Here is a 21,433-nt window from a genome sequence, read left to right as displayed (position 1 = left end):
AAATGACAACCCTATACAGCAAGAAGTCAGAGGACTTTATACCACTGATGAATGGACTAAATCTACTGATGCCGAAAGCGACGGTATTTATATTGATGTGTGGACATTAGAAAGTAAGGTGCTCAGCGAAAGAATAAAAGAAGCTCTCTCGTCTGAATTAAGCAAGAAATTTGAGATAATGCAAAATGGGTTGGGTTATAATAATTTGCTCTTTATGGCGGCGGTCTTGGGGGATATCGAGGCTGCTACTGCCGAAACGCTGTTCAGTTTACTATTGGTGGAGGAACCCGAGGCTCACCTACATCCGCAGCTTCAGGAACTTGTACATAGCTTTTTTGAAAAGAATTCAAATAATGATAATGTACAGGTAATTTATACTACACATTCGCCGACACTTATTTCACGTATTGGCATTGATAAGATTGTTCTATTATTCGAAAATGCTCACAGAATCGATTGTTTATCCCTTTCCGAAAGCAACTTGGATGAAAGGGATAAGTATTATCTGGAGCGGTATCTTGATGTGACAAAATCACAAATGCTTTTTGCGAAAGGCATTATATTCGTTGAAGGTATCAGCGAAGCGCTCATTTTACCATGCTTGGCAAAAATGATTCACCGCCCGCTTGATAAATATGCCGTGACAGTGGTTAATGTAGATGGTGTTTCTTTTGAGCCGTTTTCCAAATTGCTTTGTTTTGCTAACGACCCACAAAGGCAAACCATCAAGGCTGCTATAATTACAGATGACGATCGTTGTACAGACAAGACCTTGCGAGCGCAGTATATTTCCAAAGATTTAGACTTTGACTGCGACCAAACAGCCTTGAGTGATGTTATATCAAAACTAAGTACTGGCGATGCATCTGATCGATATAATAAGATCGATGAGTTGTGCCAGAATGCCCATATAGAAGTTTGTGGTGTGCCGAAAACACTCGAATACACACTGTCTTTGTCAGATAAAAATATTCATTATATGCTTAGCGCAATTATTGATGTATATACGGGTCAAAGAATAGGGGTCAGGTCTTGAAATATCGGATTATCTCTGTTAAAGTAGCCACATGGCCAGACCGTTGCGAGTCGAATATCCAGGAGCCGTCTATCATATAACATCCCGGGGCAATGCGCGGGATAAAGTTTTTGACGATGATCAGGACCGAAAGAACTTTCTCTCTGTCCTTGCTTCCGTTTCTAAGCGCTACAACTGGCTTTGCCACGCCTACTGCCTCATGGACAATCACTTCCACCTCTTAGTCGAAACACTCGACGCAAACCTTTCCGTCGGCATGCGCCAACTTAACGGCGTGTATACCCAGAAATACAACCGCACACACGACAAACCGGGCCATGTTTTTCAGGGACGCTTCAAGGCGATCCTAGTCGATAAAGAAAGTTACCTGCTCGAACTCTGCCGCTATGTGGTATTAAATCCCGTACGAGCGAAGATGGTCGAAGAACCAAAACAGTGGCTGTGGAGCAGTTACGCGGCTACCGCAGGATTAGAACCGGTACCCGGTTATCTTTCAGTAGACTGGATATTGGGTGTATTCAGTACTAACCGTAAGGTTGCCCAAAAGAAATATCGGTTGTTTGTTAAGGAAGGTATGCATATGGCGTCACCCTGGGACGAACTTCAAGGGCAGGTGTTGCTGGGTAAGGAAGGTTTTGTCGAGAAGTTTAAAGACCTATTGTCCGACAAAGAAAAGATCAAAGAGATACCTCGACCACAGCGCTATGTAGGAAGGCCGGGTCTCGAAAAGCTTTTCCAAGGAATAGATACAAAATCCCAAAGGGACAGAAATGTCTACGATGCCCATATAAAATACGGGTATACACTTAAGGAAATTGCGGATCACCTGGGAATTCACTATACTACGGTCAGCAAAGTGATTTCGAAAGGGGTAAGAGAATAAAGAACTGATAATTCAAGACCTGACCCTACCTGACCCCAATACTACCAAGCTCAAAACCTGGTGCTTCTAATAAAACGGGCGGTCGATGCCTGCCGGGATTTTTTGGAGTCATATGAAGAATTAGAAACGATGGGTGACTGTTCACAGGTCTCAGAAGATATCTGGGTAGAGAGATACGAGGGAGTTACAAAACGCTTCAGGTTTCTGTCGGCAATCGTGCATGAGGTTGAGAAGCTGGCATCTCTAAACCAAGTAATCAGCGTGTTAGAAGGGTCGGGTACGGAAACGCCGGATCCGCAGGCCCATTAATATCTAGGATGAACTGATAATCAGCTCCTCTAAACGCCGCTTCGGTACGTGGTGGACGCCTTCGGCGTCCCGCCAGTATTTGATGTCCCCGTCCGGGCCGATTTCCTCGAGTACAGCCTTCTCCTTTGGTTTGCCGACCGCAATTGCCAGCAGCACTTCGTACTGCTCCGGGATATTAAGCAAGCCCCTTACCTTCTCTTTCTGCACCGAGCCGAGGATACAGCCGGCCAAGTCCTTTTCCCTTGCGCCCAAGACGATGCTCTGCGCGGCGATCCCGGCATCGTAAGCGAAGGAGGAAGCAATTTTTTTGTCGCCGAGCATAATGATGTATGCGGCCGGCCTTTCTCCCTCCGGCGGGTTCCAGTTTTTAATGTAGCCGGCCCAGGCGAGGCAGGAGAAAATCAATTCGTTGGTGTTCGGATTGGAAGAAAGGATGTACTTTAGCGGCTGCGCGTTCCGTGCCGACGGGGACAACCTCGCCAGGTCGACCAGCTCTTTAAGAGTTGGCGCTTCCACCCTGACTTCCTGGTAGAACCGCCGGCAGCTCCGGTTGCTTAAAATCAAATCTTTGAGCACAAAGGACCACACCTTTCTTAGTTTACGATCAACGTTCACAGCTAAGAACACAGCAGTCAGAATCAGAATCGGTTAGGCAACTTAGAACTGTCAAACTGTTTAACTTAGAACTTTCTTAACAATAGTTTATAATACCTGGAAAAGGCTTTTAAATAAGCGGAACGATAAAATGACATTGGGAGGCGGTAAAATGGCGGAGCCTAATTGTCCCAGGTGCTCGATGCGGGCGAAGTACGATAAGAACCCGAAGTCGCTCCGCGGCCGGTTCTGGCGGTGGCATATCAGGTGGTGCCCGGGGTGGCGGGTGTACATGAAGTCCCTTGGTGAGGAAGAAAGGGCGGAGATCAAGGCGCGATACAAAATTAAGTAAAAAGACCGCCTTAAAGTGCTTTTACTTTGATGAAGCAGAGACTGCAATTTGCAAAAATTCGGCAGGAAATACAACACGATTCGAGAATCTTTAGAAAACGCTATGCTGCCTCGACTCTCCGAACTTATATTGTCTGCGTTTTACATACTCCATCGCATCGGCACCTGACCCGGCAGGAGACAAAAAGTAAAGAGGTAAGCATTCCGTTAAAATTCAGAGTGCTGCAGGATGTTCTACGCTTGGCTGAGGAACTGAATAAAGCGGCGATAGCGCCCATATTTTGGCGGTCCGGAAGTTTCTAGGAAAGGTCGAGGCATTCTGCCGGCGGGCTTTGCACGGGAAGGGGGAGACTTCATGAAAACCGGGTTCAAGACTCTAGGAGCGGTATTAGCGGTGATCGTTTTCGGAGCGCTTCTGACCGGCTGCCGCGGGGAGAAAGCATACAACTCCCAGGCGATAGGCGGCGCGGTCAAGCTGTTTGCGGTCACGTACCTTAACGAACCAAACGGGGCCGGGTACGCGGTGGTTCCTGTGAAAAGGGATTTTAAGGAGAGACAATTCGTCAACGTTGTCGCCGACCTGAACAAGGACGGCAAGTGGAAAAATTACAGCGTCAAAGGCAAGGTGCAGGAGGAGTGGGTGGTCCGGAACGTGGCGGTGGTCGCATCAACCGCGGAGCCGTTCAGCTTTTCTTTTGTGTTCAACGATGCAGACGCCCCGTCGCGTAAAGACCTGAAGCTGAGGGTGGTTTTAACGGAGAAGCCGATTAAGGCATCGGACGCCACCGTCGGCTGGGACGGGACTGTTCCGAAGGGAGCGGCCGCCGCCAGGGACGTTACGGTTGCCGAGGTCGGCGTTGATGAATTCGGGGATATCTGGTCGCCGGATCCGACGGGTTTGACGGAAAAATACCCCGACAAGCCTGCTCCGGCCGCCGCGAGCGACAGCACACCTGACGGCGGGTATTACGGAGCGCCCGAAGCGGCGTATGCCGCGACACCGGAAGATATTACGTTTCATCGGGACGGCGTTCCCGATATCGACCAGCGCCGGAACGAATGCGTCCCGACTTCAACGGCCAATTCGCTGATTTGGCTGGCGGAGAAATATGATTTCAAGGATAAGATGCCTGAGACGGCGGACCAGGTCATTCAAGAGCTGAAGAACGACATGAACTGGGGAGAGCGCTGGGATGCGGCAAAGCGAAGACATGTCGGCGGGGTGAACGTTCTAAGCGACTTTCTCAACGGCAAAAAGAAGTTTATCGACCGCCACCACCTGCCTATCGAAACCCACCAGATCGGTGACAGATTCGACTCGGGTTTTTTTGAGAAGATCGTTGTCGAACTAAAAAAAGGACAGGACGTTGAGATTTCTCTGGAGTATAAAAAAGACGGTGAACGCATCGGCGGCCATATGGTCACCGTTGTGGGCGCACAAACTTACACCGACCCGGACGACGGCAGCGTGGTGAAATTCCTCGCTTTCCACGACCCGGCGAGCCGGCCCGGCCCGTCTACCGATATTTACCCGGTTTTTCTAACCAAGGTTTACGGTTACCGCTATTCGCCCGGTAAGACTAAAGACGGCTACGAGATCCACATTCGTTTCGCCTTTGCCGAATCACCGGTCGAGATTCCTCCCGCGGAGGGAGCGCCCCCAAGAGAAGCGCCGCCTGAGGACGCGCCTCCGGCAGACGGAACACCCCCGGATGGGGAGCCGCGTACCGGGGAAGAACCTGCCGCGGAAGAAGAGCCTTCCTCTACGAGAGAAAGGTCTCCTGGAGATGAACCAGTTTCCGTACCGCCGGCAAAGCCTACCACTATAAAGGCGGACAACTCCGTTTCGTGTCGGATTACCGTTACGTGGAAGGACTGCTCGAACGACGAAGACGGGTTTGAAATCGAAAGGAAAGGACTTTACGAAAAGGATTGGAAGGTTGTTCACACTACCGTGCCTGACACCACCACTTGGACCAACTCCGGTTATGACAACCCGCCGATGCAAGGTGGAGCGACGTACGGGTACCGCATCCGAGCTTACAAAGTCGTCGACTCCCGGCGGCTGTACTCCGAGTACACGGATATCGTCTGGGCTAAGAAGCGGTAGAAAAGCGGCCTTGGGGCAGGATTAAGTGATTCTTATGTTGTCGAGGGGGGGGTAGCAATCATCTACAGGATCAAACCGAGCCTCTGTCGTTCATCCAGCCGGAGCGCTCCGACTGACTATTGAATGATTTTATAGATTGAGGAGACACAATGAGCCATCAAAAATTCAGTGAAATAGACTTGGCAGGCCCGTGCGGATTCTATTGCGGTACCTGCAGGCATTATCTCGCAAGGGCAAAAGGATTGTTAAGAGAAAAAAACCTGAAACACGGCTGCAGGGGCTGCCGGATACAGGATAAGAACTGCGCATGGGTTAAAAGGGATTGCGCATTGTTAAGAAAGAGACAAATAGAGTTTTGTTTTGAATGCAACGATTTCCCTTGCGCTAATCTTAAGAAACTTGATCAGCGACATCTTCGCGATGATAAAGTGAGCCTTATTGGTAATTTACTACGGATAAAAAAGATTGGCGCGGAACAATGGCTTAAGGAACAAGAAAATGAGTGGAGATGTCCCAAATGCGGAGGAATTATCTGTATTATAGATAAGGAATGCTATGATTGCGGGTATGAAATCGATTAAAAAGAGAGGGACTCGGAATTTCATATAACCATAGCACAATAGAAATATCCACCTAGAAGGGAGCGGGAGTGCCTTGAATATGATTATCCGTAACGAGAAAGAATCCGACATTGAGGCGATATTTGAGATCACCAAAGAGGCTTTTGAAAACCATCCCCATAGCAATAATACAGAACAATTCATAATCAATGCCTTACGCGCCTCCAATGCGCTGACTGTCTCGCTGGTCGCCGAGGTTGGCGGAAAAGTGGTCGGCCATATCGCTTTCTCACCGGTAACCGTTCCGACGGCAACCATAATTGGTACGGGCTTGGTCCTATCTCGGTGCTGCCAAGATTTCAAAAGCAAGGGATCGGGAAGGCTCTTGCCCATGAAGGTCTGTCTTTGCTGAAATCATTGGGAGCCCAAGGCTGCGTTCTTGTGGGCGAACCTGAATACTATAAAAGGTTTGGGTTCAGAAGCCTTCCGGACTTGATGCTCGAAGGTGTTCCGCAGGAATACGTTCTTGCTTTGCCGTTTAATAAAAATAGGGCTAAGGGCTTCGTTATACATCACCAAGGCTTTTCCGCAAAAGGCTGACGTTGGCTGACCGAATCAGACCCGCCGCTGTATCTAGTACGCCGGAGCGCTTTACATGTGATAACAAAAACGTCCTTTCGTGAAAGGGAAGGCCGTTTCTTACGAAGAGTCTTTAAATACCCACCTCGTCCAGCTGGTACAGCTTGTATTGATTGATGATGTTGATCAGCTTCACCGGGTACTGGGAGTCGGTGGCGTAACCGCACCGACGCAACGCCCAGGCGCCCAAGGTGCCGTCGTTCATGACTGTTCTGAGGAGTGAGTGCCTGCTGTTAGCAAAAAATAGATTGTCCTGTCAGGAGCCGAATGGTAGAATGTTATAAATAATTTCCAGTGACCCCGGCGGTTGTAAGGTTACCATCCAGCGGAGCCGTAGATTACCTGAAAATATATACGTAAACCTAAGGGGGGTTTTTACGTGCGGTTTTGGGATAAACGTAAATCAGGTTGGTTAATGGGTTTCATTGTGCTGTCGCTTATCCTCAGCACCCTTCCGGCGGCAGCCCTGAACCCGCAACCGGAACCGCCGATGCCGGAGGATATCCAGGTTTTGATTGACGAATCGCCGCTGACGCTGGAGGTGGCGCCGGTGATCATTCAAGGCCGGACGCTCGTGCCCCTGCGGGCGATCTTTGAAAAACTCGGCGCAGCGGTGGAATGGAATCAAGGCGACCAGACCATTACAGCCAAGAAAGGAGATTTATCGCTCAAACTGCGGGTCGGGAGCAGCATCGCTTACAAGAACGGAACAGAGGTAAGACTGGATGCGTCGCCCCAAATCATCAGCGGCCGCACGCTGGTGCCGCTCCGTTTTGTCAGCGAGGCCTTGGGGGCAGAGGTTACGTGGGACGGGGGCAGCCGGAAAGTGAACATTTTTTCCACTCCGGGCCAGTCAGCCGGTTTGCCCGACTGGGTTCTCGATGGTCTTAAATTACCGGCTACAGACAAGAAATTCGATGCCTCTGCGATTTACAGGGATAAGCTCATCGCCAAACCGTTGGATAAGAGCATTATCCTGTCCAGTGTGCCGCCGAAATTGGATTATTCCCAATACATAACGCTGACCGGGAGCCAGGACTCCTGGGGCGGATGCATCGGGCGGTCGATCGTTCATAGTATTGACATCATTAAAGAGATGGAGCACCCGTATTCTCCCGACTTTTCCTTCTGGTACCTTCACGCACGGCAAGATCAGTTGTTGCAGGACGGCGTGCCGGACAGCATCGTTTCGAAAACCCTCCTAGAGAACTATGGCCTGTGTCCGGAATCATCCTTGCCGACGGATTACGATCTAGCCAAGCCGATTACGGACGAAAAGGGCAACCCGGGTTGGGATTTCAGTCCTCTGCCGCAGCCTACGGCGGCTACCAACGCAGAGGCTAATCTTTATCGGGTCAAGCTCTTCAGCGAATCTGCCACGCCGAGTGTGGACGGCGTCAAGAGCTTGCTCTGCAAATACGGTCCGGTGATCGCTGGCGGTCTTCTGACGCTGATCCAGGGTCCGAACCCGGCGGAGCGGCACTGCGTTACGATAGTGGGCTACGACGATAGCACCGCCGTTTTTAAGTGCCTGAACAGTTGGGGCGATACCTGGGGCCCTAACGGGAACGGTTATTTCACCGTACCCTACAACAAACTCACGGAAAACTTCGATTGGGTGCGGTACTTCGAGAACCTGCCCTCAGACCGCACCGGAACCGCAAATGCTTACACCGCCCGGATCAGTGTTGCCATGAAGTTGGCTTGGCGCAATAAACTTACGGTGAAAATCGGCGTTTTGGGTGAGCAGCCGGCAGTGATCTGGGATACCCCTTGCGATAAGGTTTGCAAGGACACCAGCAACAACCTGTGCATAGACGTCCCGCTCCCGGCCTACGCTGCGTCACACTGGCCGCCGAGCGCTGTTAACCAGTGGTACGTAGAAATAACGAATCACGGCTACACCGACCCTGTCGACAACCAGGGCACCGCCGAGGTGAAGGAGATCACGCTGGCTCGGCTGAGCAAAAAAGGCGACGGCGGCTTTGCCACCGAAACCTACACGTCGGACGCGAACGGAATTCTGGTACCCGGACAGACCACGAAGAAGATTTACGTGCCGTCTAAGGAAGGATATACATTAACTCTGTTGCCGGAGAGTGCGACGGTTTCCGCCGGGCAGAGAGTCACCTTTACAGGGACGCTGAGCGCCGTTTCCCAGCCTTCCGACGCTGAAGAAGACGCGGTTGCGGCTTTGCCCGTCGCCGGGAAACAAATTAAAATCTACGAGTTTGCTCAGGCAGCATCCAGAACCTCCACGGGGATTGTGCCTGCTTATGAATGGAGACAATGCGGCGCCGCCGTCACCGGCTCGGATGGAAGCTATTCCTACAGTTTTGCGCCTGCAGCAAGCGGCAGGTACGTCGCGGTTTTCGCCGGGGAAGACGGCAAGGCGCTGTCTACCAGCAACAACGCCGCGATTACCGTCGGCTCACTGCTGTTGCCGCCGGTTCAAATAATGCCTCTGTTCTCGGGTTTGACTTGAGCCAAATACCGTAAGCAGGGTGGACGGATTGTTCGTCCCGCCGGAGCGCTCTGACGATGAAATAAAAACGGCCTTCCGTGGACCGGAAGGCCGTCGTTTTATAGCGAAAAGTTTTCTTTAAATCCCCACTTCGTCCAACTGGTACAGCTTGTATTGATTAATGATGTTGATCAGCTTGACCGGGTACTGGGAGTCGGTGGCGTAACCGCAACGGCGCAGCGCCCATGCGCCGGAGGCGCTGTCCTGCATCACGGCCCTGTAAGGAGCGTATCTTGAGCCGGTCAGCAGGAGGTTTTTGTGGTCCGCCCAGCTTTCGGATGCGTTGTGATAGGCGCGGAACGCCGCATCCACGCGGAACGTGACACCGTTGTATTCCTCCCACGTGTTGTGCGTCACCGAACCCGCTGGGCCGGTTCCTTTAATCCCGAAGAGGTTGTAGGAAAGCTTGCCGGTGTACTTGTCCACCGGCGTGGACTGGCCCCAGCCCGTCTCCAGGATCGCCTGGGCCGTTTGCAGCGCCGCGGACATACCGGTTTTCTTCTGCGACTGCACGGCCAGTTGCGACGCAAAGTCCTTGAATTTGCTCTTCTCGATCACCGGCTGGGGACCGTAAATCTTCCCAAGGTAAACGCGAACCGTCAGGGCTTCGCTCTTAATCGTCTCCGAAACGGCGGCGCCCACGGCCTGGATCTGCCGGGTCCCGGCGTCCCCCGACTGGGGTGTCCAGGAGCATTCCGCCCGCGCGTCGGCACCCCCGGCTATGGCCCGCCAGGCGCCGGTCTGAGGGTTGATCAGCCGGTATTCTATCCCGGTAAGCGCGACGTTGGCGGAGGATTTGAATTTTTCGGACCCCGTAAGCACCTGGTTGGGACCGACGGTTTCCATAAGGAGCCTGGCGTTCCCCGGCACATTCACGCTGATGGAGTTGCTGGAATAGGTTTCGCCCGCGGCGTCCGTGACCCTTGCCGTCAGTTCCCAGGCCCCGGCCTGGTCCGGCCCGGGAAACCACTTATAACTGGAATAGCCGCTATGCTGGAACAAGACCTTTTCCTTTCCGGTCTGCGTATTCCGCAAAACGTACTCCACGCTGCCGACAGAGAAATTACGGGAAAGCCAGAGTGTTACCGGCTTGTCCACGGACGCTCCCGCGGATACACCCCGCAGCGTCAGTTGCGGATCGGCAGCGACCGTTACGTTGACCGGGGGGCCGTAGTGTACCTGTCCGGTGCGGTCATAGGCGGCGGCCCGGATGGCGACCGCCCCGTTGTCGGAGAGCTGCGGCGTCCAGTCGTAGGTACCCTGAGGATCGGATTTATCCGTGACAAATACGCCGCCGGTATCCCAGTTCGTAATCTCGTACTTCACATATTCGGCTACAAAGTTCAGATTAACGCCCAAAGAAACGGAATTCTTGACGACCTGCTGTTCCGTTACGCCCTTTAAGGACACCCACGGCGAAAGCGCAATGTCCACGGGCACAACGCCGCCGGTTAAAAAACGCCCCTCGTTGTCGCAGACGGCGGCGGCGAGCACGCGTTTACCGCTGTAAAACGGGTCGGGCAGCCAGCGGTACGAACCGCGCAGGTCGCTGCCCCTGGCCACGACCGGCCCGCGGCCCGTCTCCGGATCAAGGAGCAGAAACCGTATTTCCGCGGCGCCGGCGTGCAGCCCGCTGCTGAAAGCGGCCTGAAGGTCCGTCGCTCCGGTAACGGCCTGTCCCGGCTCCAAAGAGGGAATGGTAACGTCGAAGAACGGGGTAACGGCCGCGGGTGTGCCGGAATCGACGTAGACGGTCCTCTCGGCGCCGTTCCAGTTAACCGATACCCCGAGGGCGTTGCTCACCAGCCTTAACGGTACAAAAGTCCTGCTGTCGTAGACTTGCGGCGGGACGTCGCACAAACCGAACCCGTTTCCCTTGTAGTCAACCAGCCGGTTATCTATCGTCATATTAACGGACCGGCCGCCCTTGGTGACATAAACAGTCCTGTCTTGATCGTCCCATTCAACCGAAGCCCCCAGCGCCTCGGAAACCAGGCGTACCGGTATCAGGGTGCGGCCTTCTTTGATAACGGGCGGCGGCGACGCTTGAATCTCACGCCCGTCAACGACCAGTCTGACCTCTCCCGCCGCCGGCACCGGCGGCGCGGTCCACAACATAAAAGCCGATGTCAATAAAACTACGGCCGCCAGCCGCCGGCCGGATAACAGACATTTTATCCGCATATATCTTCTCCTTCTACTCACATTAATTAACAAAATACTATCGCCTAGGTTTTTCTCCCGTATTGTTAGACGCTTGACAACGCCTAAAAGTTCGCCGAAATAAGCTGAAAAATTATTCCTGCAGCGGCGGCGGAGGAAAACAATATCGGATTATTATTAAGCGACGTGCCCCCATCTTTGAAGATAATAAACGGATTACCCTGATATAAGTCAAATGGCAAATGTTGAACTGTATAACTTAATCTTGGTTTATTCCGCTATATGCGGACACAGTAAGCCAAAAACACGGTGTATAATGATTTTCGACGCAATAAACGGTAAGGGAAGCAGCGTATACAAAAGATAACGCCTAAAACATTTCAACATTTTGCAGTTCTTTCGATGGCTAAATACCGGGGCGAGGTTGTGTTGCATACGACAACCCTGGAAAAACTCAACTGCTGCCGGACGTGGCAAATCTTCCCCGCGTTCCGAAAATCCTCTTCGTATAAAAGCTCCTTGCGTCTTCGAGGTTAGTAAAAAGAAATGAATGAGTGTGAAAACGGACCAAAGCTTGGGGATCGAATAACTGCCGTCATCACGGAGAAGCCTGCTTTTAAGCTTGTGAGAAAACTGGCAGCCGCGATGGCACGTGAAATCAGGAACCCAATCGGCAGCGCCCGGGGGTTCTTGGAGTTGGCCGGCATGAAAGAAGAAGGCGAGTGCTTTTTTTTCAGGCATTACGTCCCGATGGCAATCAGGGAACTTGAGAGGGTTGATAACATGATCGGGGAGTTGCTTTCCCTGGCTGCCGACAAGCCCGTTAATAAAGAATTGCACCACCTTGATTCGATAATGGAGGATCTGCTACCCTTGATCAGCGAGGAGGCTGCCGCGGCCGGTATAAGGGTCGAAACGGACCTGAGGGACGTCCCCGGCTTGTTGGTAGACTATCATGAGTTGAGACAGCTTATTTTAAGTATTGTGCGCAACGGGCTGGAAGCGATGTCCGTAGCCGGACGTTTAACCTTAAAAACATTTCTGGAAAATGACACGGCGGTTTTAGCGGTGGAGGATACCGGCAAGGGTGTAAGAAATGACGTCCTTCAGAGATTGGGCACACCGTTCTTTACGACCAAAAAATTTGGGACCGGTCTTGGATTGGCGGTCTGTTTCAGTATAGCGCGCAGACACGATGCCGAAATAACGATTGAAACTTGTCCCAGGGGTACCACAGTGTACGTCAGGTTTAAGCCGACGCAAAAACTTTAAAAGCAAAGTCTGTTTTTAGCCGACTGTTGATATACGGAAGCTCCTCCTTCCACAGAGTGCTATCGCCGGAAGCACTTCGTATTGCTCCGTAATACGAAGCAAGCGGCCAAATTTATTTTCTGCGCCACCCCTAAGATGCGGCCGGCAAATATCTTTCTCCCCGCGCCCAAAAGGGTATTCGGCGGCGATACCGCCATCGTGCGCCAAGGTGGAGGAGACTCTTTTTTGTACCAAGGATTTGTAATACAATTAAGAAAAATTAAACGGACGAAATAAAACGTCTTGGAGGCGGAAGAATGGCGGAACACAACTGTCCCAAATGCTCGCTGCGGGCGAAGTACGATAAAAAGCCGAGGTCGCTTGCCGGCCGGTTCTGGAGGTGGCACGTCCGGTGGTGCCCCGGCTGGAAGGCGTATATGAAGTCATTGAGCGAGGAAGAAAGGGAGAAGATAAGGGCTCAATATGGAATGAAAGCTTAAGTTGGACGGTACAAATCCCGGAATACGGCAGACGCGAGGCCCCAGTCCCCGCTCCCAAATATTACTTCCTATTCTTTTATTTATTCGAAAGGCATATGGTGTGTAATGTCTGCTAACCGCGTCCCGCCGTCGATGCGATAACGAAGCAGGAATTCATAAACCTCGCAATGAAGTTATTTCAGACAAACAGCCGCATTGGATAGGCAAGGGCTTGCGGAAGGTGTGAAACAGCAAGGCGCGGTTTTACAACAGCTTCTTACCGAAGAAATGAGGATTTCAAAAGATGTACAGCACTGAAACCGTCCTTCTTATCCTGGAGTCGGTATTGCTGGTCGCCACTTTCATGCTTCTTCTTTTCAGCCTCAAGGAAGGGAGAGGCAGGAAAAAGCTCCTGTTGGAAGTGGGGAAGGCAACGAGGATCCTTACCCGGCAGGAGTATTTTCTGGCGGTTACGGACTCCATGGCGGAGGCCGAGGATGAGGTTATCGGGTTTATCACGGGCAGGCCTCCCGTAGGTGAGGACGAGAAAAGGGTAAGGAGCATCGAGGATAATATCAAAAGGCTTGCGAAGCGCGGCGTGAAGGTGAGATATCTCATTCCCAAAATGCACGACAGGCTGCATATAGGTTACCTGTACACAAAAGCCGGAGCCGAGGTCCGATGCGGAACCTGCGCCATCGCAAACGACATTCGTTATATAGTTGCGGACGATAAAATGGTGGTTGTCGGTATTCCTGAAAGCACCGGCGAGGCCGAAGCCACAAAAAAGGGCTATACGATTCCCTCCGAAAGTCTCGCCGCCATACTGAAAGAACATTTTATCAGGTGCTGGGAGGAAGCGGCGGTTTACGAGGAGTATCTCAAGGATATCATTAAGCAGACCGGCGTTACGACGAAGTTGCTCGGCAAGGAACTTCAGATAGACGAGAAGGAACTGCTGAAGCATGGGAAATAGCACGGCCGTAGGCAGAATGTAGAAGGTAGAAGGTAGAAACAATGATCGGAATACAGCAGGCGGGTTGCAGACCATAAAATAGATAGCAGAACCGGAACCCCGAAATTTGAAACTCCGAATACTAAATAACGGATGCCGGAAACTGCGGGGAGATAACTTGTGGATGACTTGACTTTCCAGCTCAGGGATCACGCGGAAGAAACGTACATAGAAACAATTCTCGATGAACACCCCGAACTGCAGATCCTTTGGAGGCATTTGTCCGCCATTACGTCAGATCACGAAATAAACGGCGTTAATCCGTTACTGCACGTCTATTTCGAGGCGATTGCCGAAGCGCAGATCGCTAAAAGCGACCCGCCCGAAGCGAAGGATGCGGCGGAGCGGCTGAAGGAGCGGGGCTTTACGGGACACGCGGCGCGGGGCGCGGTGGGCGCTCTATGCATCCCCCATCTGTACGAAGCCCTGCAGAATAGAAAGCTTTTTGACCGTAAAGGATACGCGCGGCGCCTCCGGGTATTGGGAACATCAGGCGGCAAACCGGGCCGGAACGAACCGTGTTTGTGCGGCAGCGGGCTTAAGTATAAAAGGTGCTGTCTGCCGCTGGGTGAGATAATGACGCCGAGTGAATACGCCGGGCGCCTGATCCTGGGTTTCGGCGCTTACGCCGGTCCGGAAGATTTGAGCCCTCTGCCGCCCGACGACCCTCTCCTTCAACTGGAAAACCGCGCGCATGTGGCGGCCTATCTTGCCGAAAACGGCCTTGAAACGGCAGCCGGAGAAGCACTGGCGGAGAATATTTCGCAGGCCCAGACTTACCGGGACGGCAAATTCCTTAAAAACGCGCTCCTGCACTTCCTGGAGTTAAGCCTGGAGAATAAAGGCGAATTCGGTCTAAAAGGGCTTGAGGCGATCGACAGGCTGCTCGATATCGTTGACGACGATGAAGAAAAAGGAACCTTCTTTTGCGATAAGGCGGATATCCTGGCCGCTTTGGGACGCTTCGGAGAGGCCCGCGATACCTTCAATGACCTGTTCAACGTCCGGCCCGGGTGGCATTTCGGCCGTTACCGGTACGCACTGTTCCTCCTTAGTTGGGGGGATAAGGAAGAGGCGTTCGACGTACTGAGGGAACTGGCAGCGGATGATGATATCGACGAAGAGACATCCGAAGCCGTCCGTGAGTTGCTTGAAGGACTGACTTGCGGCTTCTGACGCGGGAATTGTATGGGAAACAAATACAAAAGGGAAGGGGGTATATATTGTGGCATTATCGGCGTGCCCGAACTGCCATAAGATCGAATTCGAAATAGCGGAAAGCGATACGTTGAGCGGCGGCGGGTACAGCACAAAGGTGTGGTTCGTCCAGTGTTCCGCGTGCGGGACGGTTTTGGGAGTGATAGATTACTTCAACCTGACGCACCGCATTCGCGAGGTGGAAGCGAAGGTGGATAAAATCCTGGATAAAGTTTAATGCCGACTTGTCCGGGAAAGCGGCGGCTGCACATAATTACTTAGGGCGGGATAACCCGCCCTAATTCTATGTACCCATGAGACAGTACATCCCGGCGGCTCACGGCCGCCGTCAGACTCCTCAAGTTCCGCCAAAACCGATTGTAACCTTACCGCCGTCCACCATTACGGGCACAGCCCTGCGACCTTCGGAATACTTCAGCATTTGTTCCATCGCCCGGGGATCCTTTCTTACGTCCAGATAGCGGTAGGCAAGGCCTTTCTTGGCGTGATCTTCAAGGGCGGCCTTCGTGTAGGGTCACCCTTCCTTCCCAAAGATGAGAACCTCCTGAGACAACCATCTCACCCTCTTTCAATAGTAGCTCTTCATTTCTTAATCAGCCGTCGACCCGCCGATTTTTCTAATGTTATCATGCCGGTATCCGAGATTCAATAACCGGAGCAAAACTCTCCGGAAGGGTTTCCGAAAGGTTTGCGAAGCGCGCTTTCCCGGTGGATACGTTCTTTAAAAACAACGGCGCCGGCTTATTCGCATGCGGACAACTCCACGTTATTGGACCTGGAAATATTCCTTTTCGAACAGATATGTTTTAATCTTGTTGTTGACGATTGCCTGAAACCGAGCTATCCTTATTTTAGCAAATAGATGAAGATAGAGGGAGATTTTTATCAGAATAAGATTAAAACTTTTGGGCATGGTGGTTTTGGCTGTTTTCCTGTCGATCATACTGATCGGTTGCCGCGGAGGAAGCGTGGAAGAATCCTCGGTAGTCGGTGACGGCATCAGATTGTTTGCGGTTACTTATCTCGACGCTCCAAACGGGGCGGGTTATGTGATGATTCCTTTCAAAAAGAATATTAAAGAAAGAAAATACGCCAACGTTGTCGTTGACCTGAACAAGGACGGCAAATGGAGAAACTACGGTGCACAGGGAAAAGTGCAGGAAGAATGGGTCGTTCAGAACGTGCCGGTACGTGTCTCGGCGGACGAGCCGTACAGCCTTTCTTTCGTGTTCAACGATGCAGACGCCCCGTCGCGCACAAATCTCAAGGCGAGGGTGGTTCTAACGGGACGCACCGTTGAAGCCGCAGACGTTACGGCAGGCTGGGACGGTGCTGTTCCGGAAGGAGCCGGGGCGAAGGACGTGACGATTTCGAAAATAGCTGTCGACGAATTCGGAGACATCTGGTCACCGGACCCGACCGGTTTGACGGAAAAATACCCTGATGAGCCTGCTCCCGTGTCAGTAAGCTACAATATACCCGACGGGGGCGGCGCCGGATCCCTGGAAACGGAATCAGCGTATGCCGCGGCACCGGAAGACATCAATTTTCAACGCGAGGGTGTCCCGGATATCGACCAGCGCCGCAATGAATGCGTACCCACTTCCACGGCTAATTCGCTGATTTGGCTCGCGGAAAAGTATGATTTTAAGGATAAGATGCCTGCCACCGCGGATCAGGTGATACAAGAGCTGAAGAACGACATGAACTGGTCGGAACACTACGATGAGGCAAGAGGAAAGTACGTCGCGGGGTTAATGTTTTAAGCGACTTTCTAAAAGGCAAAAAGGCGTTCATTGACCGTCACCGTCTGCCTGTTGAAACATACCAGATCGGCGATAGATTTGATTCAGGTATTTTTAAAAAGATCGTTGCCGAACTGAAAAAAGGCCAGGATGTCGAGGTTTCGCTCGAATATAAGAAAGACGGCAAACGTATAGGCGGGCATATGGTCACGGTAGTGGGCGTTCTCACTTACACCGACCCGGACGACGGCAGCGTGGTTAATTTCCTCGCCTTCCACGACCCGGCGAGTCGTCCCGGCCCGTCTACCGATATTTACCCGGTATTTCTGACTAAGCTGTACGGTTACCGCTATTCGCCCGGCAAGACCAAAGACGGTTACGAGATCCATATCCGTTATGCCTTTGCCGAGTCGCCGGTCGCCGAGTTCCCAGCCGGGGAGAAGGAACCGGTGCCTGAGGCGCCCCCCGCGGGTGAGGAGCCTGCTACCGGAGAAACGCCTTCGGCGGAAGAAAAGCCTTCTACGAGAGAAAGGTATCCCGGAGAGGAACCCGCTCCCGTACCGCCGGCAAGACCGACAACCGTGAAGGCGGACAACTCAAAGTCGTGCCGGATCACCGTATCGTGGAAGGATTGTTCAAACGATGAAGACGGTTTTGAAATAGAAAGGAAGGGGCTTTTTGAGAAAGACTGGACGGTGGTTCATACCACCGGACCCAACGCGACGGCCTGGACCAACTCCGGTTACGCGGGCCCGCCGATGCAGGGCGGAGCGGTATACTGCTACCGGATCAGGGCCTACAAGGTTGTCGACGCCAAACGGTTGTACTCCGATTACTCGGAGACGGCCTCGGCGTAAAAGCGGTAGGGCTGCGGCAGGGCTTGTGTTACAATAATCCCGGGTGAAAAATGTGAAACCGGTCAATGTGCTTCTGGTGAACTCCTGGATATACGATTTTGCCGCTTACGACCTGTGGTCGAAGCCCCTGGGGCTCTTGAAAATAGCATCCCGCTTTTTGAAAGTCGGGATCGGCGTGAGCCTTATCGATTGTCTGGACAGGTTCAATCCCCGGCTGTGCGAGTTTTTGGGGGACAGGCTGCCCGGGAGCAGGGTTCATGGCGACGGGCATTACCACTGCGAGACGGTAGATAAACCGGAACTCTTCAAGGAGATTCCGCGGCGTTTCAAACGCTACGGGATACCGCCGGAGTTGTTCCTTAAAATGCTCGAGGCGGAACGCCCGGACGTTATATTTGTAACTTCCGGTATGACTTACTGGTATCCCGGGGTTTTTGAAGCAATCCGGATTCTTAAAAAACGTTTTCCCTCAATCCCCGTGGTTCTCGGAGGAATATACGCCCGGCTTTGCCCGGAGCACGCGAAGAGGTTCAGCGGCGCGGACCTGGTTTACCACGGAAACGATATCAAGGAAATAACCGGTATTGTAAAAACGCTCACCGGAAAGTCCTTCGATACGGCGACTGCGGAAGCGGAAGACCTGACTCCGGGTTACGACCTGTACCCAAGACTGCGGTACATAACCTTGCGGACCTCCTCGGGCTGTCCGTTCAGGTGTACCTATTGCGCATGGTACCTGCTGGAAGACGGTTTCCGGCAGGCCGACCCCGGCACGGTCCTCCAGCAGATCGAGTATTTCGCCGGAAAAGGCATCGACAACTTCGCCTTTTACGACGAGGCTTTACTGTTCAGGGCCGAAGACCACGTTACCGTAATTCTCGAAGGTATTGTCGAAAGACGGATAAGACTGAATCTTCACACACCGAACGGTCTGCACATCCGCTTTATCACGCCCGGTCTGGCCCGTCTATTCAAACGGGCGGGGGTCGTTCAGCCCAGACTCGGGCTTGAGACCGCTTCGGCGGCAAGACAGGAGGAAACGGGAGGGAAGGTCGACAACCGGGAGTTTCTGAAAGCGGTAAACTGCTTGAAAGAGGCCGGTTATAACCCGGGGGACATTGCGGTCAATATACTGATGGGTCTTCCCGGACAGGGCTTTCGAGAAATCCGGGATTCTATTGAATACGCGGCTTCAACAGGGGCGAGGATATTCTTGGAGGCATACTCTCCTATTCCAGGAACGCCGGGATTCGCTGAAAGCGGCCTGCCGGAGGACTGCGACCCTCTACTGCATAACAACAGCGCTTTCCCCCTGTACCGCCCGGAGGACCACTGCAAGTTCGAACGATTAAAGGAATTGACTCGCCGATATAACCACAAATAAGGAGAAGGTAAATAAAAATATTCGGTGAAGAAGTCACATTATCAAAAGGCTTTTTACTACATATAGACAGCATTCGCGCTCCCCCACCATTAAGATTTCTATTTATTCCGCTATTTGCGAACTTCGGAGTCGAACGGTAAAGATATAATATAAAAAAAGTCCGGTGGTAGTAAAAAATAACATAGCAGGGGATAAAGGGTTGTACGCTCAAAATATGGGATCACGTATCCGCGAGTCCCGCAAGAGAAGGGGGATAACACAGAAAGAACTGGCAGAGATGCTGCACGTTTCAAAGTCTCTGGTATCGGATATTGAACGCGGCCAAAGACGTCTTTGCGCCGAGTTGCTTAACGATATAGCCAATCTTTTAGGGGTTTCAGCCGATTACCTGCTGGGAAGGACGGATACCGAACCGCCGACCCAAAGCTGCTGAAACAAAACCGCTGGTTCTTTCTTTTCGCAAGTGCTCGATTCATAGGAATAGATTCCGGGAAGGCATTAAAACCGCCCGGAGGAAATTCTTTGAAAAACGTTAGAGTTGGTGGGGCTCCGGTTTGCACGATACTGCAAAATTGCCTGAAATATAACGAAATTTATGTGTAATTATAGCGCTGTAAATAATCACATCGGTAAACCGGGGCACCGCCCTTTTAATTTGGGGTCAAACGGTTAAATTCCTGGGTGGGAAAAGCCACCTGCAAGTCAGAAAATCCTTCCGAAGAACTCGAATATCCTCCTGAACAACAGCGCCAGCCAGTTTGCACGTCTTACTTCGCTCGTGGTTGCGATTGCGGCCTTTTTCTTCCCGTCTTCCGTCAGGTAGCCGAAATTTGGTGTTCCCTTGTAATTTGTCGTCAGGAAGCCGACGGTCTGACCTTTTCGGAGAGGGGCCAAGAGGGCGTCGTCTTTAGATAACGCCGGATTAAGACTGTATGCCGGAGTAAACAGCCTCTGCTCGTTTTTCTTCGCGAGGACCAGAAGCGGTTTCTTCGTGACAACAAGCACGCTTTTCTGTTTGCCGTTGGCAACCGGCACCGTTGTTTTATAGCCGGCGGGAAGGATCTGTTTTTCGGAGTAATTTTCAAACCCGTAATCCAGCAGCTTCTTCGTCTGCCCGAAGCGCTCCCCGTAGGAACCGGTTTTCATGATCACCGAAATCAGTCGTATTCCTTTTCGACTTGCCGTCGCGGTGAAGGAATAGCCTCCGAGATCGGTTGAGCCGGTTTTAACACCGTCGCATCCCGGATATCCATACACCAGTTCAGGCAGCATCCAGTTCCAGTTCTCCATCTTAATCCGGTCCGTGGTCCCTTCACGGAATACTTTCGTAGGAATGCTCGACGTTTTAAGGACATCGGGGAAGTCGTGGATCAGACGGTAGGCCAGAACGGCCGTAGACCGGGCGGACATTAGATTCTCTTCTTCCGGACCGGTGCCTTTCGGCCTAAAGCCATTTAGATCGCGGTTGTTGAGACCCGTACTGTTCACGAACTTATAATTCTTCAGGCCCATTTGTTTCGCTTTTGCGTTCATCATTTTCAAAAAGTCGGTTTCCGAACCGCCTACGAGTTCCGCCAGGGCGATGGTGGAACCGTTTGCGGAGTATATTATCATCGATTCGTAAAGTTCCCGTACGCTGTACCGGTCATCTTTCCGCAGGGGAACATTTGATAGCTTCCGATTTTGGGAGATGGTATAGGCGTAATCACTGATGGATATCTTTTGACCCCAGGTGACTTTGCCTCCTTTAATCGCTTCAAGAACAAGGTATTCCGTCATCATCTTGGTCATGCTTGCCGGGGGAAATGCCGCGTCTATGTTTTTTTCATAAAGAATGCGCCCGCTTTTGCCGTCAACCAGAACCGCGGATCCGCCAAGTATGCCCGGGGGAGTCTGAGCACCGGCGCCGGTGTTGCTGATCGCAAGAATTATAATGAAGAAAAGGAATGACAGCGGCAAAGCCGCCTTTTTTAATAATCGTTGTTTCACCGTTTCCGACCCCTTATTTTCGGTTGGCGTTCCTATTGTTCTTATCTTGCCCATTGTGTCAGGTCATAATAAAAGGGGATTAAAGCGCATGCGTTTCTTTTTTTCGGTTCAATTCCTGCGACACTCTTCCAGAGGAGTTCGCCATGCGGCCGAAGGCCTCTTTGTCTGAAGCATGAAAATGGGTAGCATGGCAGTTCACAAACGTAGCGTAATACGGCGCGCGGGGAGAAGCAAGTAGAGCACGAAAACCTGGTAGGGACCGGCCGAACAATGGGAAGTGAGACGCGGGAAGTTGGGAGTGGGATTCTCGAAGGAATTCGCTCGTA

The 21,433-nt window shown here is 52.1% G+C and carries 19 protein-coding genes and 1 pseudogene; 16 read left to right on the top strand and 4 right to left on the bottom strand.

Annotation, left to right across the window (positions count from 1 at the left end; all coding sequences use genetic code 11):
- Positions 1–1,036 (top strand): AAA family ATPase (locus AB1500_11785; protein ID MEW6183829.1); only part of this gene is annotated, 1,036 nt, incomplete at its 5' end.
- A gap of 43 nt (positions 1,037–1,079) precedes the next feature.
- On the top strand, positions 1,080–1,919 hold the full coding sequence (locus AB1500_11780; GenBank protein ID MEW6183828.1) for a transposase: 840 nt from the start codon (positions 1,080–1,082) through the stop codon (positions 1,917–1,919).
- Between the two features lie 312 nt (positions 1,920–2,231).
- Here AB1500_11780 and AB1500_11775 read toward each other — a convergent pair whose 3' ends face one another.
- Positions 2,232–2,804, bottom strand: coding sequence for a nitroreductase family protein (locus AB1500_11775; protein MEW6183827.1), 573 nt, complete (start codon positions 2,802–2,804; stop codon positions 2,232–2,234).
- Between the two features lie 190 nt (positions 2,805–2,994).
- On the opposite strand from AB1500_11775, the gene AB1500_11770 reads away from it, so the two are divergent.
- The 5 genes and pseudogenes from AB1500_11770 (at position 2,995) to AB1500_11750 (ending at position 8,967) form a co-directional block, all read left to right on the top strand.
- On the top strand, positions 2,995–3,174 hold the full coding sequence (locus AB1500_11770) for a hypothetical protein (GenBank protein MEW6183826.1): 180 nt from the start codon (positions 2,995–2,997) through the stop codon (positions 3,172–3,174).
- 354 nt (positions 3,175–3,528) lie between these two features.
- Positions 3,529–5,283 (top strand): hypothetical protein, encoded by a 1,755-nt coding sequence (locus tag AB1500_11765; protein ID MEW6183825.1) that lies wholly within the window; start codon positions 3,529–3,531, stop codon positions 5,281–5,283.
- 149 nt (positions 5,284–5,432) lie between these two features.
- The gene (locus AB1500_11760) at positions 5,433–5,864 is read left to right on the top strand and encodes a DUF3795 domain-containing protein (protein ID MEW6183824.1); all 432 of its coding nucleotides are present in this window, start codon (positions 5,433–5,435) and stop codon (positions 5,862–5,864) included.
- 79 nt (positions 5,865–5,943) lie between these two features.
- Positions 5,944–6,443: pseudogene (locus AB1500_11755) on the top strand (N-acetyltransferase).
- Between the two features lie 418 nt (positions 6,444–6,861).
- Positions 6,862–8,967, top strand: coding sequence for a stalk domain-containing protein (locus tag AB1500_11750; protein ID MEW6183823.1), 2,106 nt, complete (start codon positions 6,862–6,864; stop codon positions 8,965–8,967).
- Positions 8,968–9,084: 117 nt separating this feature from the next.
- Here AB1500_11750 and AB1500_11745 read toward each other — a convergent pair whose 3' ends face one another.
- Positions 9,085–11,190 (bottom strand): stalk domain-containing protein, encoded by a 2,106-nt coding sequence (locus AB1500_11745; protein MEW6183822.1) that lies wholly within the window; start codon positions 11,188–11,190, stop codon positions 9,085–9,087.
- A 525-nt stretch (positions 11,191–11,715) separates the two neighbouring features.
- On the opposite strand from AB1500_11745, the gene AB1500_11740 reads away from it, so the two are divergent.
- The 5 genes from AB1500_11740 (at position 11,716) to AB1500_11720 (ending at position 15,349) form a co-directional block, all read left to right on the top strand.
- Positions 11,716–12,441, top strand: a complete 726-nt coding sequence (locus AB1500_11740) for an ATP-binding protein (GenBank protein MEW6183821.1) — start codon at positions 11,716–11,718, stop codon at positions 12,439–12,441.
- A gap of 296 nt (positions 12,442–12,737) precedes the next feature.
- Positions 12,738–12,920: a hypothetical protein gene (locus AB1500_11735; protein ID MEW6183820.1), complete on the top strand. Its 183-nt coding sequence runs from the start codon at positions 12,738–12,740 to the stop codon at positions 12,918–12,920.
- Positions 12,921–13,203: 283 nt separating this feature from the next.
- Positions 13,204–13,875, top strand: coding sequence for a hypothetical protein (locus tag AB1500_11730; GenBank protein ID MEW6183819.1), 672 nt, complete (start codon positions 13,204–13,206; stop codon positions 13,873–13,875).
- Positions 13,876–14,034: 159 nt separating this feature from the next.
- Positions 14,035–15,090 (top strand): SEC-C domain-containing protein, encoded by a 1,056-nt coding sequence (locus tag AB1500_11725; protein ID MEW6183818.1) that lies wholly within the window; start codon positions 14,035–14,037, stop codon positions 15,088–15,090.
- A 49-nt stretch (positions 15,091–15,139) separates the two neighbouring features.
- Positions 15,140–15,349 (top strand): hypothetical protein, encoded by a 210-nt coding sequence (locus AB1500_11720; protein MEW6183817.1) that lies wholly within the window; start codon positions 15,140–15,142, stop codon positions 15,347–15,349.
- 120 nt (positions 15,350–15,469) lie between these two features.
- On the opposite strand, the gene AB1500_11715 is transcribed toward AB1500_11720, so the two are convergent.
- Positions 15,470–15,685 (bottom strand): UXX-star (seleno)protein family 1, encoded by a 216-nt coding sequence (locus AB1500_11715; protein MEW6183816.1) that lies wholly within the window; start codon positions 15,683–15,685, stop codon positions 15,470–15,472.
- Positions 15,686–16,037: 352 nt separating this feature from the next.
- On the opposite strand from AB1500_11715, the gene AB1500_11710 reads away from it, so the two are divergent.
- The 4 genes from AB1500_11710 to AB1500_11695 all read left to right on the top strand — a co-directional run bounded on the left by AB1500_11710 (position 16,038) and on the right by AB1500_11695 (position 19,551).
- Complete coding sequence (locus tag AB1500_11710; GenBank protein ID MEW6183815.1) at positions 16,038–16,898, top strand: hypothetical protein; 861 nt, start codon at positions 16,038–16,040, stop codon at positions 16,896–16,898.
- Positions 16,899–17,080: 182 nt separating this feature from the next.
- Positions 17,081–17,734, top strand: coding sequence for a fibronectin type III domain-containing protein (locus AB1500_11705; protein MEW6183814.1), 654 nt, complete (start codon positions 17,081–17,083; stop codon positions 17,732–17,734).
- A 52-nt stretch (positions 17,735–17,786) separates the two neighbouring features.
- A complete protein-coding gene (locus AB1500_11700) occupies positions 17,787–19,118 on the top strand; it encodes a B12-binding domain-containing radical SAM protein (GenBank protein MEW6183813.1) in 1,332 nt (443 codons plus the stop codon).
- 199 nt (positions 19,119–19,317) lie between these two features.
- Positions 19,318–19,551, top strand: coding sequence for a helix-turn-helix transcriptional regulator (locus AB1500_11695; GenBank protein MEW6183812.1), 234 nt, complete (start codon positions 19,318–19,320; stop codon positions 19,549–19,551).
- Positions 19,552–19,820: 269 nt separating this feature from the next.
- Here AB1500_11695 and AB1500_11690 read toward each other — a convergent pair whose 3' ends face one another.
- On the bottom strand, positions 19,821–21,107 hold the full coding sequence (locus tag AB1500_11690; GenBank protein ID MEW6183811.1) for a serine hydrolase: 1,287 nt from the start codon (positions 21,105–21,107) through the stop codon (positions 19,821–19,823).
- Positions 21,108–21,433: the final 326 nt, after the last annotated feature.

The organism is Bacillota bacterium, from assembly GCA_040755295.1.
GTDB lineage: Bacteria > Bacillota > Desulfotomaculia > Desulfotomaculales > Ammonificaceae > SURF-55.
This window is presented reverse-complemented; position numbering and strand designations above follow the sequence as displayed.